This window comes from Streptomyces sp. NPDC091289 (genome assembly GCF_044757365.1).
GTDB lineage: Bacteria > Actinomycetota > Actinomycetes > Streptomycetales > Streptomycetaceae > Streptomyces.
Window position 1 is genome coordinate 46,805 of the sequence record NZ_JBIVUT010000035.1, and the last position, 16,380, is coordinate 63,184.

23 protein-coding genes are annotated in these 16,380 nt (G+C 70.3%); 20 read left to right on the top strand and 3 right to left on the bottom strand.

Annotated features, from left to right (window positions below; translation table 11 throughout):
• Positions 1-3: 3 nt before the first annotated feature.
• From ACIQPT_RS34835 to ACIQPT_RS34930, 20 genes are all read left to right on the top strand, one after another.
• The gene (locus tag ACIQPT_RS34835; protein WP_401161971.1) at positions 4-597 is read left to right on the top strand and encodes a hypothetical protein; all 594 of its coding nucleotides are present in this window, start codon (positions 4-6) and stop codon (positions 595-597) included.
• On the top strand, positions 594-944 hold the full coding sequence (locus tag ACIQPT_RS34840; RefSeq protein ID WP_401161972.1) for a head-tail adaptor protein: 351 nt from the start codon (positions 594-596) through the stop codon (positions 942-944). Before ACIQPT_RS34835 ends, ACIQPT_RS34840 begins: the two co-directional genes overlap by 4 nt.
• 1 nt (position 945) lies before the next feature.
• Positions 946-1,284 carry a hypothetical protein gene (locus ACIQPT_RS34845; RefSeq protein ID WP_401161974.1) on the top strand — a complete coding sequence of 113 codons (339 nt, stop codon included), beginning with the start codon at positions 946-948 and terminating at the stop codon, positions 1,282-1,284.
• Between the two features lie 170 nt (positions 1,285-1,454).
• Positions 1,455-1,868: an HK97-gp10 family putative phage morphogenesis protein gene (locus ACIQPT_RS34850; RefSeq protein WP_401161976.1), complete on the top strand. Its 414-nt coding sequence runs from the start codon at positions 1,455-1,457 to the stop codon at positions 1,866-1,868.
• The gene (locus tag ACIQPT_RS34855; protein ID WP_401161977.1) at positions 1,865-2,281 is read left to right on the top strand and encodes a DUF3168 domain-containing protein; all 417 of its coding nucleotides are present in this window, start codon (positions 1,865-1,867) and stop codon (positions 2,279-2,281) included. Before ACIQPT_RS34850 ends, ACIQPT_RS34855 begins: the two co-directional genes overlap by 4 nt.
• A gap of 60 nt (positions 2,282-2,341) precedes the next feature.
• On the top strand, positions 2,342-2,755 hold the full coding sequence (locus ACIQPT_RS34860; RefSeq protein WP_401161979.1) for a phage tail tube protein: 414 nt from the start codon (positions 2,342-2,344) through the stop codon (positions 2,753-2,755).
• A 14-nt stretch (positions 2,756-2,769) separates the two neighbouring features.
• Positions 2,770-3,171 carry a hypothetical protein gene (locus ACIQPT_RS34865; RefSeq protein WP_401161980.1) on the top strand — a complete coding sequence of 134 codons (402 nt, stop codon included), beginning with the start codon at positions 2,770-2,772 and terminating at the stop codon, positions 3,169-3,171.
• Between the two features lie 20 nt (positions 3,172-3,191).
• Positions 3,192-3,485: a hypothetical protein gene (locus ACIQPT_RS34870; protein WP_401161981.1), complete on the top strand. Its 294-nt coding sequence runs from the start codon at positions 3,192-3,194 to the stop codon at positions 3,483-3,485.
• Complete coding sequence (locus tag ACIQPT_RS34875) at positions 3,485-5,446, top strand: phage tail tape measure protein (protein WP_401161983.1); 1,962 nt, start codon at positions 3,485-3,487, stop codon at positions 5,444-5,446. The genes ACIQPT_RS34870 and ACIQPT_RS34875 overlap by 1 nt, the downstream gene beginning before the upstream one ends.
• A gap of 10 nt (positions 5,447-5,456) precedes the next feature.
• Positions 5,457-9,869: a hypothetical protein gene (locus ACIQPT_RS34880; RefSeq protein ID WP_401161985.1), complete on the top strand. Its 4,413-nt coding sequence runs from the start codon at positions 5,457-5,459 to the stop codon at positions 9,867-9,869.
• 11 nt (positions 9,870-9,880) lie between these two features.
• Entirely contained in the window at positions 9,881-10,216 is a 336-nt protein-coding gene (locus tag ACIQPT_RS34885; protein WP_401161987.1) for a hypothetical protein, read from the top strand.
• 58 nt (positions 10,217-10,274) lie between these two features.
• Positions 10,275-11,153, top strand: coding sequence for a peptidoglycan-binding protein (locus tag ACIQPT_RS34890; RefSeq protein ID WP_401161989.1), 879 nt, complete (start codon positions 10,275-10,277; stop codon positions 11,151-11,153).
• 37 nt (positions 11,154-11,190) lie between these two features.
• Entirely contained in the window at positions 11,191-11,436 is a 246-nt protein-coding gene (locus tag ACIQPT_RS34895; protein WP_401161991.1) for a hypothetical protein, read from the top strand.
• Positions 11,437-11,438: 2 nt separating this feature from the next.
• Entirely contained in the window at positions 11,439-11,639 is a 201-nt protein-coding gene (locus ACIQPT_RS34900; protein ID WP_401161993.1) for a hypothetical protein, read from the top strand.
• A 29-nt stretch (positions 11,640-11,668) separates the two neighbouring features.
• Entirely contained in the window at positions 11,669-11,935 is a 267-nt protein-coding gene (locus ACIQPT_RS34905; protein WP_401161994.1) for a hypothetical protein, read from the top strand.
• The gene (locus tag ACIQPT_RS34910) at positions 11,932-12,624 is read left to right on the top strand and encodes a collagen-like protein (protein WP_401161996.1); all 693 of its coding nucleotides are present in this window, start codon (positions 11,932-11,934) and stop codon (positions 12,622-12,624) included. Before ACIQPT_RS34905 ends, ACIQPT_RS34910 begins: the two co-directional genes overlap by 4 nt.
• A 115-nt stretch (positions 12,625-12,739) precedes the next feature.
• A complete protein-coding gene (locus ACIQPT_RS34915; RefSeq protein WP_401161997.1) occupies positions 12,740-13,999 on the top strand; it encodes a multiprotein-bridging factor 1 family protein in 1,260 nt (419 codons plus the stop codon).
• A gap of 102 nt (positions 14,000-14,101) precedes the next feature.
• A complete protein-coding gene (locus ACIQPT_RS34920) occupies positions 14,102-14,317 on the top strand; it encodes a hypothetical protein (protein ID WP_401161998.1) in 216 nt (71 codons plus the stop codon).
• Positions 14,314-14,493, top strand: a complete 180-nt coding sequence (locus ACIQPT_RS34925; RefSeq protein WP_401161999.1) for a hypothetical protein — start codon at positions 14,314-14,316, stop codon at positions 14,491-14,493. The genes ACIQPT_RS34920 and ACIQPT_RS34925 overlap by 4 nt, the downstream gene beginning before the upstream one ends.
• The gene (locus ACIQPT_RS34930; RefSeq protein WP_401162001.1) at positions 14,490-14,651 is read left to right on the top strand and encodes a hypothetical protein; all 162 of its coding nucleotides are present in this window, start codon (positions 14,490-14,492) and stop codon (positions 14,649-14,651) included. The genes ACIQPT_RS34925 and ACIQPT_RS34930 overlap by 4 nt, the downstream gene beginning before the upstream one ends.
• Before the next feature lie 18 nt (positions 14,652-14,669).
• Here ACIQPT_RS34930 and ACIQPT_RS34935 read toward each other — a convergent pair whose 3' ends face one another.
• From ACIQPT_RS34935 to ACIQPT_RS34945, 3 genes are all read right to left on the bottom strand, one after another.
• Positions 14,670-14,939 carry a helix-turn-helix domain-containing protein gene (locus tag ACIQPT_RS34935; protein WP_401162003.1) on the bottom strand — a complete coding sequence of 90 codons (270 nt, stop codon included), beginning with the start codon at positions 14,937-14,939 and terminating at the stop codon, positions 14,670-14,672.
• Positions 14,940-15,233: 294 nt separating this feature from the next.
• Complete coding sequence (locus tag ACIQPT_RS34940) at positions 15,234-15,704, bottom strand: Dps family protein (protein ID WP_401162004.1); 471 nt, start codon at positions 15,702-15,704, stop codon at positions 15,234-15,236.
• Between the two features lie 200 nt (positions 15,705-15,904).
• On the bottom strand, positions 15,905-16,288 hold the full coding sequence (locus ACIQPT_RS34945) for a helix-turn-helix domain-containing protein (RefSeq protein ID WP_003965837.1): 384 nt from the start codon (positions 16,286-16,288) through the stop codon (positions 15,905-15,907).
• Positions 16,289-16,380: the final 92 nt, after the last annotated feature.

Consider the following 16,380-nt stretch of genomic DNA (forward strand, 5'->3'; position numbering starts at 1 on the left):
GTCGTGGCGCTCGATCCGCTCGCAACTCTGGCTGACCTGGCCGCCCTCGGCCTGGCCGTGGACGACGACGAGACCACGATTGCCCAGCGGTACCTCGCCGTCGCGTCGGCGGCGGTCCGGGAAGCCGCTGGTTCGCCGATCTCCGAGACGACATCGACGGTGGTGGTGGAAGGGGAGGCGGACCAACGGCTGCGGTTGCCCGGCTCGCCGATCCGGACGGTGGACGCGGTCGCCATCGACGGCGTCACGGCCACGGACTGGCGGCTGCGGTCGGACAGGCTGTGGCGGTTCGCTGGCTGGACCGCGACCAGTGGTCCGTCTGAGGTGGAGGTCACCTACACGCACGGCCTGCCGACCGTGCCCGACGACATCATCGACCTGGTGTGCAGGCTGGTCGCCGGGGCCATGGCCTCGTACCGGGCTGCGGACGACGGGGCGAGCCTCGGCACGCAGGTCATTACCTCGGAGCGGATCGGCGACTACGCCGTGACGTTCGGCGGTGACGGCTTGGCCACCGACATGGAACTGCCCGCGTACCTGCGCGACCGCCTGGCCGCACGGTTCGGCGGCGGCTCCGGTCTGGTCCGGTCCCGGTGAGCGGCCCGGGCCGGTACCTGAACCGGCGCCTGAAGGTGTGGCGGCCGACCACCACGGACGACGGGTACGGCGGGCAGGACACCGTCTACGTCCAGCAGCCCGGCACGGTACGGGCAAAGGTCGACCAGCCGTCCAACGCCGACCGCATGCTGGCCGCACAGGCCCAGTCCAAGCACGACCACACCGTGTACCTCCTGCCGCGCGCGGACGTCCGCCGCGGCGACGAGCTGCGCGGCACGGACGCGCTCGGGCAGGCGCAGGTCTTCCGGGTCCTGGCCACGGTCCAGCCGTCCACCCCCGTCTACACGAAGGCCCCGTGCCAACTGATCCAGAAAGCAGGTGGCTGACATGGCCGCGCTCGCAGTAGCCCCGGTCCCGGTGAACGGCGGCCTGCCCGACCTCGAAGGTGCCGCGGTCGCTGCGGCCGCGCTCGGCGACACCGCCCCGTGCGGGCCGGGCCGGTTCCTCGTCATGGTGAACGGCGACGACGAACCGCACACTGCGACGGTCGTCACGCCGGGCACCGTCTCCGGGCTTGCCATCCCCGACGCGACGCTCGTCGTTGCCGCCGGGGAGACCGGGGTACTTCCCCTCGCCCCTCTGTTCCGCGGCACGTCGGGCCGTGCGGCGATCACCTACGACGCCGTGACCTCCGTGACCGTCGCAGTCCTGGAGCTCGGCCAGTGACCGGCCAGGCCCCCCGGATCCCGCAGACCGAACCGCAGGAAGCCCGGTGCCGGGCAGAGAACGAGCTCGGCGCCGAAGAGCCGGACGCCCCTCTGGCTATCGCCTGGGCGCTCGTCGCGGTGGCCGGTGAACTCCACGCGATTCGGCGGCGCATGAAGTAGGAGGCGCTCATGGCCAGACGGCGAAGAGGCGGCGGGCGCGGCGGTGGAACCCGCAGCAGCGAAATCACGGTCAGCATCGAGGGCCTGGACGCGTTGCGCGACCAGCTCGCCGATCTCACCCCGACGATCCGGGCCGCCGGATTCAAGGCACTGGAGGCGTCCGCGGACGCCATCCGCGCCGATGCGTCCAGAGGCGTTCGGGTCGACACCAGGAACCTTCAACGCAGCGTGAAAGCCCGGCTCCACAACAACCGGCTGCGCGCCGAGATCGGGTGGTGGGACCGGGACGACTTCTACGCGATCCTCCACGAGTTCGGCACCCGGAAGATCCCTGCCCGGCCGGCACTCGGCCCGGCCCTGGCCGCCGAACGCTCGAAGCTCCCGCAACGTATCCAGGCTGAGGTGAGGAGGGCCCTGTCGTGACGACCGCCCCATCCCCCATGCTCGGTGTCCAGGGCGCGCTGCACGCTGTCCTGTCCACCGACGGGGAGCTCAGCGCACTGATCGAGGGCATCTACGACTACCTGCCCGAAGAGGTGCCGTACCCGTTCGTCCAGATCGGCGAAGTACTGGAGACGCCGGACAACCGGCACGGCGGGTTCGGCCGGGAGACCGTCCCGACGCTCCACGTGTGGGACCGGTACCGCGGCTACGCCAGGGTCCTGAGGATCGGGGAGCGAATCACTGCGCTGCTCGACCACCAGCCGCTGACGATCCCTGGCGTCGACTGGATCGCGACCCGGTTCGAGTTCTCCCAGACCCTCACCGATCCGGAGCCGCCGGGCAACATCCGGCATCTGGTGCTGCGGTACCGGATCGTCACCGAGAAGCACTGACCCCCCCTTTCCCCGCCCCGCGCCGTCGGCCGGGGCTTCTTCATGCCCAGGAGGCACCTCATGGCCGGTATGGACGGCTTCGGAGTACAGCTGCAGCGCGGTGACGGCGAGTCGCCGGAGGTCTTCACGGCCATCGCCGACGTCACCAATCTGTCCGGGCCGGGCCTGTCCCGGGAGACTCTCGACGTCACGTCGCACGGGTCGCCGGACGGGTGGATGGAGTTCCTCGGCGGTCTGAAAGACCCGGGCGAGGTGTCCGCGGACATCAACTACCAGCCCGCCCTGCACGACACGCTCGTCGCGGACTTCGACGACACGGACCCCCGCAACTACAAGATCGTGTTCCCCGACACGGGGGCCACGACGTGGTCCTTCCCGGCGATCATCACTGGGTTCGAGCCGGAGGCCCCCTACGACGACAAGGCCGCCGCGTCCCTCACCTTCAAGGTGTCCGGCAAGCCCACCATCTCCTGAACGGACACACGAACATGGCACTGCTCAACAAGGACCAGATCACCGCGGCGGACGACCGGCAGTGGGAGGACGTGGACGTACCCGAGTGGGGCGGCACCGTCCGCGTCCTCGGCATGTCCGGCACCGACCGCAACGCCTACCAGAGCTCCCTCGTCGTCCTCGGCTCCAACGGGTCCGTGCAGCGCATGAACATGGCCGACCAGCTCGCGAAGCTCTGCGCCAAGTGCCTGGTCGGCGAGGACTTCGAGCGGCTCTTCACCGACAAGGAGGTAGCCGGGCTCGGCCGGAAGAACGGGGCCGTCCTCGAACGCGTCGGGCAGGTCGCGCAGCGTCTGTCCGGGCTCCGCAAGGAAGACGTGGAGGCGAAGGCGGGAAACTCCGAAGCGCCCCCGAGCGGCGCTTCTACCACCGACTAGCCCTCGAACTCCGGTGTACCGTGCCCGAGCTCCTGGCGCGCTGCTCGTCGGACGAGCTGGCCGAGTGGATGGCCTACGAGCACGTTGCCGGCCCGATCGGCCCGGAACGCCAGGACATCCTGCACGGCATCCTCGCCGCGACCGTCGCCAACGCCGCCCGCGGCAAGGGCAAGAAGGCCGAGCCCAAGGACTTCGTGCCCACCTGGGACCAGGGCGCCAAGCGGCAGCCCGGCAACTGGCAGCAGATGCTCGCCAAGGTCCAGGCGATGAACGCCCGCTTCGGCGGCGCTGATCTCAGAGAAGGGAGACCGTGATGGCCACGCTCGAAGAGCTCCTCGTCTCGATCGGGATCAACACCGACGACCTCACCGGCGGGGCCCAGGGCGCCGCCGATGACGTGGGTTCGAGCCTGGGCGGCATCCAGACGGCTGCGGCCGGTGCCGCAGTCGGTGCGTTGTTCGTGGCCGGGCTCAACGCGGCCATGGACTTGCAGGCCGTGGAGACCAGCCTGAAGAACCAGCTCGGGCTGAACGAGGCCGAGGCGGCGCGCGCCGGGGACGCGGCCGGGCGGGTGTACGCGGCCGGGTGGGGCGAGTCGATGAAGGAGGTCGGCGACGCTCTCGGTGCAGTGGCGCAGGCCATGGGCGGTGTCGGCGATCTGACCGACGCCGAGATGGACGACATGACCAAGAAGGCGATGATGCTCGCCGAGACGTTCGAGCTGGACGTCGCCGAGTCCGCCAACGCCGCCGGAAAAATGATCAAGATGGGGATGGCGAAGGACGGCGAAGAGGCCTTCGACATTCTCACCGCCGCCGCGCAGGAACTCCCCGCGATGATGCGCGACGACATCCCGAAGGTCATCGAGGAGTACGGCAAGCACTTCCAGCGCATGGGCATCGACGGCAAGACCGCGTTCGGGATGATGTCGCAGTACGTCAAGGCCGGCGGCCGCGACATCGACCAGGCCGCCGACGTCATTCACGAGTTCGCGCGCATCACGTCCGAGGAGACCGACAAGGCTGGGGCGGCGTTCAAGGAACTGGGCCTGCCCGCCAAGCAGATGTTCGCCGAGATCGGCAAGGGCGGGGACAGTGCTGAGGCGGCCCTCGGCAAGACGCTGCAGGCGCTCCGTGAGGTGAAGGACCCGGCCGAGCAGTCCGCCCTCGCCGTGGAGCTGTTCGGTGACATGGCGGGCGAAGGCGCGGACGCCCTGTGGGCGATGGACCCGGCAACCGCCGCCGCGTCGGGGGGCATGGCCGATGTGGCGGGCGCCGCCGACAAGGCAGTGGGGGCGGCCGAGGCGTCGAAGTCTCTGGAAGCGATCTGGCGGACCATGTCGGTCACGCTCGGGGAGCTGCTGCAGCCTGCCCTGAAGTTCCTGTCCGACTTCATGCAGGAGAACCCGGGCCTGGTGAAAGTCCTCGCGGTCGCCCTGATCGCGCTGGCTCTCGCGATCGGTATCGCGGTGATCGCCCAGTGGGCGTGGAATGCCGCGCTCTGGGCGTTCCCCGGTACGTGGATCATCGCGGGGATCATCGCCCTGATCGCGATCATCGTATTGATCGTCGTCTACTGGGACGAGATCGCCGCCGCCACCGGCCGCGTCTGGGACTGGATCGTCGGGAAGCTCGGCACCGCCTGGCAGTGGATCAAGGACGCGGTCGCCGCGGCGTGGAACTGGGTGGTGCAGAAGACGACGGCGGCGTGGGACTGGGTCGTCGCCGACATCAGCAAGGCCGTCTCGGACGTCATGGCGATCGTGGGCTGGCTGGCCGCGATTCCGGGCCGGGTCGCCGGGTGGTTCGGGCAGGTCGTGTCCTGGATCGGCGGTCTCCCGGGGAAGATCCGGTCCGCCGCCTCGGGCATGTGGGACGGGATCAGCTCGTCGTTCCGCAGCATGGTCAACCAGCTGATCAGCGGCTGGAACAACCTGTCCTTCACCATCGGCGGCGGCTCGATCATGGGCGTCAGTATCCCGTCCCTGACCCTGTCCACCCCGAACATCCCGATGCTCGCCGAGGGCGGCATCACCACCGGCGCCACGCTCGCCATGATCGGTGAAGGCACCGAGCAGGAAGCGGTCCTGCCGCTGTCGAAGCTCGACAGCATGCTCAACCCGCCTCGCGGCGTAGAGCGCACGGGCAACGGGGCCAGCCCCACGATCCGCGTCATCTACGACGCCACCGGCGGCAGCTCGGCGCTGCGCACCGCGCTCCAGGAGATCGTCCGCATTGAGGCGGGCGGCGACGTGCAAGAGGCCTTCGGCCGGTAAGGAGGCCAGGGTGGTTGACCGGCGCACAGAGTTCCAGATCGGCGGCACGTGGACCGACGTCAGCAGCGACGTTCGGGAGAGCGAGCCGATCACGATCGAGCGGGGCGCGAAGAACGAGTCCGCGAAGGGCAGCCCGTCCAAGTGCACCCTGAAGCTCAACAACCGGGACGGCCGCTACTCACCGCGCAACCCCATGTCGCCGTACTACGGGCTGATCGGCCGCAACACCCCGATCCGCGTGTCCGTGAAGGGCCCGGAGTCCTACCTGCGGCTGGAGGGCAACACCTCCTCCTACGCCCGCACACCGGACATCGCCGACCTGGACATCACCGGGGACATCGACGTGCGGGTGGAAGCGACAGCCGACTGGTACGGGACCACGTCTCAGGCGCTGCTCGGGAAGTGGGACTCGGATGGGAATCAGCGCAGCTACCTCCTGAGGATCCTTGACGGCACGATCGTCTTCAACTGGTCGACCGCCGGGTCGGCGACCCTGTTTGCTCAGCGGCCTCTGCCTGCCCTGCCGAAACGGGCCGCGCTACGAGCCACCCTCGACGTGAACAACGGCGCCGGTGGCTTCACGGCCCGCTTCTACTGGGCGCCCACCATGGACGGCCCGTGGTCCCAGATTGGCGACGTGCTGAGCAGTACCCCTGCCACGAGCATCTACTCGGGATCAACCCCGCTGGAGATTGCGCCGGTTCTTGCGAGCGGGGTCACCCCGCTCGAGGGTCAGGTGCACCGGGCTGAGGTCCGGGCAGGCATCAACGGAACCGTGGTTGCGGACTTCGATGTTCGCTCCCTGCCGGAGGGGACGACCGGGTGGACGGACAGTGTGGGCCGCACGTGGACCGTCGGCTCAGACGCGACCATCACCGACCGGCAGTACCGCTTCCACGGAGAGATCAGCGCCTGGCCCACCCGGTGGGACGTGTCCGGCTCCGACATCTGGGTCCCGATCGACGCCGCTGGGATCCGCCGCCGCCTCGGGCAGGGCCAGAAGGCTCTCGCCAGCACGCTGCGCCGTCGTATTCCCGCGTTCGCCCCGCTGGCCTACTGGCCGTGCGAGGACGAGGACGGGGCCACCCAGGCCTACTCACCGATCGAGGGAGTAAGACCGCTCAAGGTGACCGGCGGCTGGCGGTTCGGGCAGGACAACACCCTCGCCGGATCCTCCGCCCTTCCCGCCGTGGACGCCGGGGCCCACATGGTCGGCAACGTCCGCGCCCCCGGCGGCACCTCCACCCAGTGGTCCGTGCACATGGTGTACACCGTCGATTCCCCGCCGGCGACGGACGCCGTGTTCCTGTCGTGGCGGACCACCGGCACCGTCCAGAGATGGCAGATCGTGCAGCGCGAGAACCTCGCCACGATCCAGGGGTTCGACGAGGACGGGGCTACTGTCGTCAACCAGTTTGCCGCGATCGGCGACGACGTGTTCGACGGGTGGCAGCGGTTCTACTTCTGGGCGTCCCAGTCCGGCGGCACCGTCACCTGGCGGCTCGACTGGTACAACATCGGCGGCTCGGCCGGCGGGATCGGCTCGACGTACAGCGGCACGACCGGGCGGGTCTCTCAGATTGACACGCAGTTCGGTGCGTCGGTCACCGGCCTGAAGGTCGGGCACATCGCGGTCCTGCCCGTGGCGTCGACCGCGGCCTACACCTCTGCGGACCATGGGTTCTCCGGCGAGTCCGCGATTGCGAGGATGCGTCGTCTCGCGAACGAGGAGGAGGCGCAGCTCAACCTGTCGTGGATCGACGGCGACACCGCGATGGACACCGAGCGTCTCGGCCCGCAGCGCCCGGACACCCTCATGGACCTGGTCCAGGAGGCCGCGGACACCGACGGCGGAATTCTCTACGAACCCGCCGATCGGCTGGGTCTCGTCTACCGGGATCGGGCGTCGCTGTACACCCAGCCGGTGCGCCTGGCCCTGGACTACACGGCCCCCGGGGAGGTGCCGCCGCCGCTGGAGCCGACGGAGGACGACCAGCGGCTACGCAACGACGTCACCGTCACACGGTCCGGCGGGTCCTCGGGACGCGCCGTCGCCGAGACCGGCCCCCTTTCGGTGGAGCCGCCGCCGGCCGGGGTCGGGATCTACGACGAGTCGGTGACGCTGAGCCTGGCGACCGACGACCAGCCCGAGCGGATCGCTGCCTGGCGGATGCACCTCGGAACGTGGGACGAGGCCCGCTACCCGACGATCAGCGTGTGGCTGCACGCCGCACCTCACCTCATCGACGACGTACTCGGCCTCGACATCGGGGACCGGATCCAGATCAGCAACCCTCCTTCGTGGCTGCCGCCCGGAGGTATCGACCAGCACATGCTCGGGTACACCGAGCGGCTCGGCCTGTACGACTGGGCGCTGACCATGAACTGCGCCCCGGCCGGGCCGTGGCAGGTGGGGTCCATCGGTGCCCCGGTTCTGGGGCACGTCGACACCGACGGCTCCGAGCTCGCTGGTGCGGTCTCCGCGTCGGACACGGCCCTGCCGGTCCAGGCCGTGGTCGGCCCGACGTGGGTGGAGGCCCCGCCGCCGCTCAACGCGAACAGCACGTTCGGGGAGGGACTGGCGGGGTGGTCGGGGTCCGGGGGCACGATCGACCGGGTCCCGGCACCGTGGCCAGCCCCGACGACGGACCGGTGGGCGCTGCGCCTGACGCCCGACGGGGTGGCGCAGTATCCGAACGCGGGGTCGGATCAGATCCCGGTCACTGCGGGGCAGGCCTACACGTTGTCCGGGTGGCTGCGGTGCGCTGGCGGTCGCAACGTCGCGCTGAACATGAACTGGTTCGGGCCGAGCTCCTCGTACCTCGACACCTCGTCGAACGACCAGGACGTCAACGAGGGCGAGTGGACGCGGTTCGAGCTGACCGCCACCGCCCCGGTCGGCGCGGAGACGGTGAACCTGGCGCCGACGGTGCCGGACTACCCGCCCGCCACGGACGTCCTGTGGGCGTCCCACCTCACGCTGCGCCCGGCCGGCGGCAGCGGCAGCGACTTCCCGTTCGACATCCGGGTGGGGGGTGAGGTGATGACCGTGCAGGGCGTCGGCCCCGCAACGACCACCAGCATGGCGGACACGTTCGCCCGGACCATCACGCCGACCGTCACCGACACCTTCGGCCGCACCGTGGCGGGCGGATGGGGGTCGGCAGACACCGGGCAGGCATGGACCACCTCGGGCGGAACGGCCGGGGACTACGCGGTCGGCTCCGGCGCGGCCACCATGTCCGCCGGCGTCGTCAACAGCTCCCGCTTCACGCAATTGGCTGCGCTGTCCCTCGCCAACGTGGACGTGCAGGCCGACATCACCGTGCCCGTCGTAGCCACCGGCGCGTCGATCTCCACGGGGCTCCGGCTGCGCGCGGCGGACACCTCCAACTACTACTACGTGGAGGTCGTCCGAGGGCTCAGCGGAGCGATGAGCCTCAACCTGGTGTCCCGGGTTTCTGCCGTGTCGACGGTCATCTCGGGCCCGGTGTCGAAGGGCACCTACGTGGCGGGTGAGACGTGGACGGTCCGGGCCCGCCTGGTCGGGTCGACGCTCGTCGCGAAGCTCTGGCGGACATCCACGGCCGAGCCGTCAGGGTGGGATGCCCAGGCGGTCACCACCACAATCCCGGCGGCGGGCCCGGTCGGGCTGCGCACCATCCTCTCCACCGGCAACACGAACACCCTGCCCGTGGTGGCGACCTTCGACAACGTGCGGGTCACAACGGTGGCCACGGGGTGGGGGACGTCCACGTCCGGGCAGGCATGGACCACCTCGGGCGGAACGGCGACCGAGTACACGGTCGACGGCACCAGGGGCCTGGTCGCCCTGGCCTCGGTGAACGCATCGCGCCGGACCCTGATCGGATCCGGCATCACCGACAGCGTCCTCACAGCCCGGTTCACCCTCCCGGCCGTCGCCCTCACCGACTCCATCGACCTGGCCCTGATGTCCCGGCACACCTCTTCGAGCAACTACTACTACGCGGTCCTGCACTGCCACAACGACGGCACGCTGGAGTGCCGCCTCAGAAAGATCGTGGGCGGGGTGTTCACGACCCTGGCGATCGGGCCGATGGCCGGCTCGTACACGGCAGGCTCCCGGTACTGGCTGCGGTTCCAGACGAAGGGGACGCGGCTGAGCGCGCGGGGCTGGCAGGACGGCACCGCCGAGCCATCCACATGGGACGTCCAGTGGACGGACTCCGAGCTCACAGCCCCCGGGCAGGTCGGCACCCGGATGAACCTCCAGGAGTTCAACACGAACCCACTCCCGATGATCATCGCCATGGACAGCTTCAGCGTGCAGGTCCCACAGCCGCAGGAGTTCACCGTCATCCGGTCCCGCAACGGCATCGCCAAGGGGCACCAGTCGGGCACCGATGTGCGGCTCGCCTACCCATCGATCGTTGCTCTGTAAGGAGGCGCGCTGTGCCGTTCCCATTCCCGTGGCAGCCCGGCATGCGGATCACCGCGGGCCGCCTGACCGCCGGATTCCTGTCCGGCTACGAAGAGGTCATGATGAGCTCGACGCCCATCACGACGGCGCTCTACGCCACCACCTACTACCGGGGCACCCTCGCTGTCACGTTCCCGGTGGGTGCGTTCACCGAGGCACCCCGGGTGCAGGCACAGGCGCGTTCGACGTCGCCCGGCGTACTGATCGAAACGTCGGTCACGAGCGTATCCGCGACCGGGTTCACGATCATCGTCGCCCGCGGGTCGACCGTCACGACCGGTGTCGACTGGGTCGCCGTCGCCGCCTGACCCCACCCACCACCGCCCCGTGCCGTTGGCCCGGGGCTTCGTCATGTCTGGAGACCTCATGGCCACACCGCTGTCCGCGGACCGACTGCTGAAAGCCCTCCGTGACGAGGGCCTCCACGTCGTCGAGCACCGGAGCTGGCGCACCAACAACCGCAACCACAGGGGGGCCTGGGGCCCGACGCACGGGGTGATGATCCACCACACCGTGACGTCGGGTACCGCGTCCTCCGTCGAGCTCTGCTACAACGGGCACTCCGCTCTGCCCGGACCGCTCTGCCACGGCGTCATCGCCAAGGACGGAACCGTCCACCTCGTCGGGAACGGGCGGACCAACCACGCCGGGCTCGGCGACGACGACGTGCTCCGCGCCGTCATCGCCGAGCAAGCACTCCCCGCCGACAACGAGGCCAACACCGACGGCAACCGGCACTTCTACGGCTTCGAGGCCGTCAACCTCGGCGACGGCAAGGACCCCTGGCCCGAGGCGCAGCTGCTCGCGATCGAGCGCGCGGCCGCCGCCGTCTGCCGGGCGCACGGCTGGAACCAGAGGTCGGTGCTCGGGCACCTGGAGTGGCAGCCGGGCAAGGTCGACCCGCGCGGGTTCACGATGGACTCGATGCGCACGCGGATCGGCAAGCGCCTCGGAAGCAAGCCGACGCCGCCCGCCACGAAGCCGCCGGCCAAGCCGACGTACGAGCCGTTCCCCGGGGCCGCGTTCTTCAAGGTCGGCCGGAACAGCGCGATCGTCACAGCGATGGGCAAGCGCCTGGTCGCCGAGGGCTGCGGCCGATACCAGGTCGGCCCGGGCCCGAAGTGGTCCGAGGCGGACCGCAAGTCGTACGCCGCGTGGCAGCGCAAGTGCGGCTACACCGGCGCAGCGGCCGACGGAATCCCCGGCAAGGCCTCGTGGGACCGGCTCAAGGTTCCGAACGCCTGACCCCACCAACTCCGATCTGCACGAAGAAGGGAACACGATGACCCAGCACATCGACGGCAGTACACCGCTGCGCCATCCCGCCACGGTGGGCCTGCTCCGGTACTTCGAGTACGGGCATCTGCCCGCTCACCTCCAGACGGTGAGCAAGCCGTGCGGCGACCTCGCCCAGGAGCTCGTCGCTGTCCTGCCCGATGGGCCCGAGCTGTCCGCCGGGCTCCGCAAGCTCCTGGAGGCGAAGGACTGCTTCGTCCGCGCCGCCCTCGACACCACCTCGGAGAACTGACCATGAAGATCAGCAGCTTCGCCAAGGCCGTCGTCGCCGGTCTCGCCGCCGGCGCGACCGCGGCCGCCACCGCCGTGCAGGACGGCGTCTTCACCACCGGGGAGACCGTCACCACGGTGCTCGCCGTCCTCGGTGCGCTCGGCATCACCTACGCCGTGCCCAACCGCCAGCCCGACCAGGCCACCCCAGGCCGGGGTCTCTGACCTGCCCGTCGAATGCGCTGGAGGACCGTGTGGATGCTGCGATGCTCACCGCGCTGGGTGCACTGCTGGCCTCGCCGGTGGCAGCCGCAGCAGCCATCTACGGGTCCCGGGGCGCGATGAGGGCGTCCCGGGAGGGCGGCGTGTTGACCGGCTACAACAGCTTGACCGACCAGCTGCAGGAGGAGCGGACGGAGCTGCGCGCTGATCTGGCGACGCTCCGGTCCGAACTGGCGGCGGAGAAGGCGGAGTCCGCGCGGCTGCGGCTGCTCGTCACCCAGCTCGGGGGGTCGCCGTGACGCGGACGCAGCACCTCTTCTACCGGCGGCGGGTCCTGCTGTGGATCACCGCCGCGCTCCTCGCGTTGGGCGGCGGCCTGGCTGTCGCGTTCCTCCAGATCGGCCGGGCTGACGCGCGGGCGACGGAGCTGGCGTCGGAGGCGGACCGGCGCGGCGACGCCGTGTCGACGTTGGCCGGGGACGTGCGGACGCTGCGCGCGCAGATCACGGCGCGTGGCGAGACCCCGGCGGCCCCGGACCCTGCGGCCGCCGTCGATGACCTGCCCGCCCGCGCCGAAGTCCCCGTGCCGATCCCCGGCCCGCCGGGGCCGCCCGGTGTCCACGGGGAGCGCGGCCCGGCTGGGGAGAAGGGCGCGACCGGCCCGGCGGCGACACCGTCCCCGGGGCCGCCGGGTGCGCCCGGGCGCGCGGGTGCGGACTCGGCTGTCCCGGGCCCTGCCGGTCCGCAGGGGCCTGCTGGTCCGCCGGGGGCCGCGGGCAAGGACGGGGCGAACGGGAAGGACGGCGCCAACGGACGCGACGGAACGAACGGCCAGACCTGCCCCGCCGGGTACAGCTTGCAGCCGCCGCCCGGTGACCCTGATGCTCTGGTCTGCCGGCGGGCGGGAGCGCCGTCGCCGGACCCGACCAGCACCCCGGCGTCGCTGGCCCTGCTCGGGCTGGACCCGACCCGCCGCCAGTACCCATGAACCACCACGGCCCCCACCGCCTCGCGCGGTGGGGGCCTTTCGTCGTGTGCTCTCCCCTCGGCCACAGGTCCGCCGTACGCTGGCGACCACAGCGCCAGCCACACGGAGGGGCACCATGGACATCCCCGAGGAACTCGCAACCGAAGACAGCGAGCTGAAGACCGGCGAGCGGATCCGCGTCCTTCGCGAGTCGCGCGGTATGTCCCGGCCGGTCCTTGCCCAGCAGTGCGGGCGCGGTGTCGAGTGGCTCAAGAAGATCGAGTCCGGCGAGCGCGAGCTGAACTCTCACCCGCTGCTGCTCCAGCTCGCCGCCGCGCTCCAGGTCACCGACCTTTCCGTCATCACCGGCACCGACACCCCGGCCGCAGCCGCGACGGCGGCCCCGATCGGCCGACTGTCCCACCCGGGGATGCCGAACATCTGGTCCGCAGTCATGACCCGCTCGCTCACTTCGTCCGCGCCAGGGCCGATCGATCCGGTCGTGCTGCAGGGACGGGTGGACCAGACGTGGCGGCTGTGGCACACCTCGGCCCGGAACCGCACGGAGGTGTGCACGCTCCTGCCCGCCCTCATCCGGGACGGGGAGCTCTCGGTGCGGACCCTGGACGGGGAGCAGCGGCGCCGGGCGCAGGTCGCCCTGTCGGACGTGTACCGGCTGACCGGGCAGGCGACCGCGTACATCGCGCCGGCCGAACTGGCGTGGGTGGTAGCCGACCGTGCGCTCGCAGCGGCTCAGGCTGCAGACCAGCCCGCGGCCATAGCGGCGGCGGCGTGGAACCTCGGCAATATTCTGCGGGAGACCAGCTACCCGGAGGAGGCGTTGCGGGTGGTGGCGGAGGCGGCGGACCTGATCCGCCCGCACCTTGACGGGGCGCCGGAGGACTGGCGGGGGATCTACGGTGCGCTCCAGCTGCACGCTGCGGTGACCGCCGCCCGCGAGGGCCGGGAGGGCGACGCGTGGCGGTACTGGGGGCGGGGCGATCAGGTCGCGAAGAACCTGCCGGCCGCCTACGTGCACCCGAGCACGGTGTTCGGTCGGGCCAACGTCGACTTCCATGCGGTGTCGGTCGCAACGGATCTCCGGAAGTCTCAGAAGGCGATCGGCCTGGCCGACGACATCGACCCCGACGTGATGCCGTCGGTGGAGCGGCGGGCCCGCCTGTGGGTGGAGGTCGCCCGCGGGCACCTCCAGCGCGGCGACCGCACGGCCGCGCTGCACGTGATGCAGATGGCCCACCGCATCGGGGCCGAGACCGTGTCGTACACCCCGTCGGCCCGGACGGTGGCCGCGGATCTGTGGCGGAACAGCCCCCGGTCGATGCGTGCGGAGACGTCCAGGCTCGCGAAGGCCGTCGGCATCGCTACTGCCGGGTAACAGGTACAGGTTGGGACACAGGTACAACCTGTACCTGTTCTTCCTTGCCAGGCCCCTTACGGTGACGTCTTGTCATCCACGTAGGGGGCCTTGATGTCCGTCATGACCTGGCACGCTTCGCCGCAGCGCGCGGCCTTACCGATCGGCGATCCGACTACCGGCGAGGTCCGCGTTCCGGTCGCGCTCTACGACCTCGACGAGCTCCAGGCCGAGGTCCCGCTCGTGCTGTCCCGTACGGAAGCCGAGGCCCTGCGCGACCGCCTCGACATGCTGCTCGCCGGGACGCTCGTCCCCGTCCCCACCGGGGGGCTGATGTGACCGGCCCGGTCCAGGCCCAGTATCAGGCCGTGGAGGCCGCCGTGCAGGCGGCGTACACCGCGTTCATCCGGCACACCCAGACGTGCGCCCCGTGCCGTACGGAGGGTGCGGACTGCGAGGCGGCAGCCGCGCTGCGGCAGGCGTGGCGGGACGCGCGAGCGGCGGTGGCCGCATGATCTGTGACCGTTGCGACAAGCCCATCCCCGAGGGCGAGGCCGAGCACGTCCCCGTGTTCAGCGGGTCCGGTGCTGGTGCGACCGTGGTCCTGCACCGCGACGGCTGCCGGGTCTCCCCGACACACCCGGTGCCGTACCCGACAGGCCGCGGCCGCTGATCTCCCGCTGGTCCCGGTTCACGGCGAGCCCGGGGCCGGCGGGTCCTCCCTGCGCACGAGGTCGGCGAGCGGAACGTTCAGCGCGTCGGCGATGAGGAGGAGGTCGGTGTACCGGGGGTCGCGGCTGCCAGCCTCGTAGCGCTGGATTGTGCGGCGTTCCATGCCGATGCGGTCGGCAAGCTGGTCTTGTGAGAGGCCCGCCTTGCGGCGGTAGTAGGCGATGCGCCGGCCGAGGAGCTGGCGGCGGCTGATGGCCCAGGGGGGTGGCGCTGTTCTTCGAAGGGGCACGGACTCAACGTCGATCGGCAATGATCTTGTGTCAGTACCCAAACGGTCGCTTCTGCGGCCAGGACAGAACCACGGCCCGGCACCCACTCAGTGGGGTGTCGGGCCGTTCGCCGTCCTGCGACGTCGTGAGGTGTTGTTCCAGCGGGCAGGGGCGGTGCCGCGTTCCGGAGTCCTTCCGCCTGCTGGCCGGATTCCGGAATCCTTCCGTACGACTACGACACCACGAGACTCGAACAGAAACGCGATGAAATATGGATCACCGCAGGTCACCCCGCGTACGAGCCCCTGACCTGCTCACGCCGATTCCGCCTGGAACATCCACGCGTGCTTCTCGAGCTCTGCCGTCAGCCCGATCAGCAGGTCCTGGGTGATCGGGTCCGGCTCGTCGGTCGCCTCGATGCGCTCCCGCATCCGGCCGATGACCACGCCCAGCGCGTCCACCAGGATCCTCACGGCGTCGGTGTCCTTGATCCAGCCCTCGGGCACCGACGCGATGGCGGTCTCCTTGGCCACCGTGCCGGAACGCCCGTCCGGGTTGACCCCGACCGCCGAGGCGCGCTCGGCGACCGTGTCGGAGTGCTGCCGGGCGGTGACGACGACGTCGTCGAGCTGAAGGTGTACGGAGCGGAAGCGCGGACCGACCACGTTCCAATGGACCTGCTTGGCCACCAGGGAGAGGTCGACGAGGTCGACCAGCGCGCCTTGCAGCGCCGTTCCCACGGTCTTGAGGTCACCCTCGGACAACGTGCTCTTGACCACAGACATGTGCGCAACTCCCATCCGTCAGCCGCTTCACTGACCGTCTCGGTGCATCACCCACGATGGCACAAATGAAGCAAAACGGTCATGTGGGCCTTGCCATCCGTGTGCCCACTCGCCCACGGCTCACACACACAACGCAGAAGTCCCGGTCGGCCCCGTGAGGGGCCGACCGGGACTCCGGTCGAGCAACTGTGCCGCGTGGATCAGGCGGCGACGACGTCCACCGCTTCCGCGGGCGCCTTGATGGTCACCCGACCCGACGGCACTCCTGCGACCGACGAGACGGAGACGGAATTGAGCATGGGACGAACCGGTACTGGGACCGGATCACTGGCAGCTGCCGACTCGGCCAGCTCAGCGAGCGAGAGCTCGTCGCTCACTTCACGCATGAGCTCGGACATCCGTACGTCAAGCGCGTCGCAAATCGCGGAGAGCAGCTCGGAGGATGCCTCCTTCTGCCCCCGCTCCACCTCGGACAGATAACCGAGCGAGACCCGGGCGGACGAGGAGACTTCGCGCAGAGTACGGCCTTGGCGCTGGCGCTGCCGACGCAGCACGTCACCCAGCAGGCGACGGAGCAGAATCATCGGTGGCTCCCTCCTCGGACCGCGTAGCCGCATCCTTCACGCCCTACCGTACCGCCTTGTGCTGCGGCCGTGCGGGGAGCGATGTCGTGTTC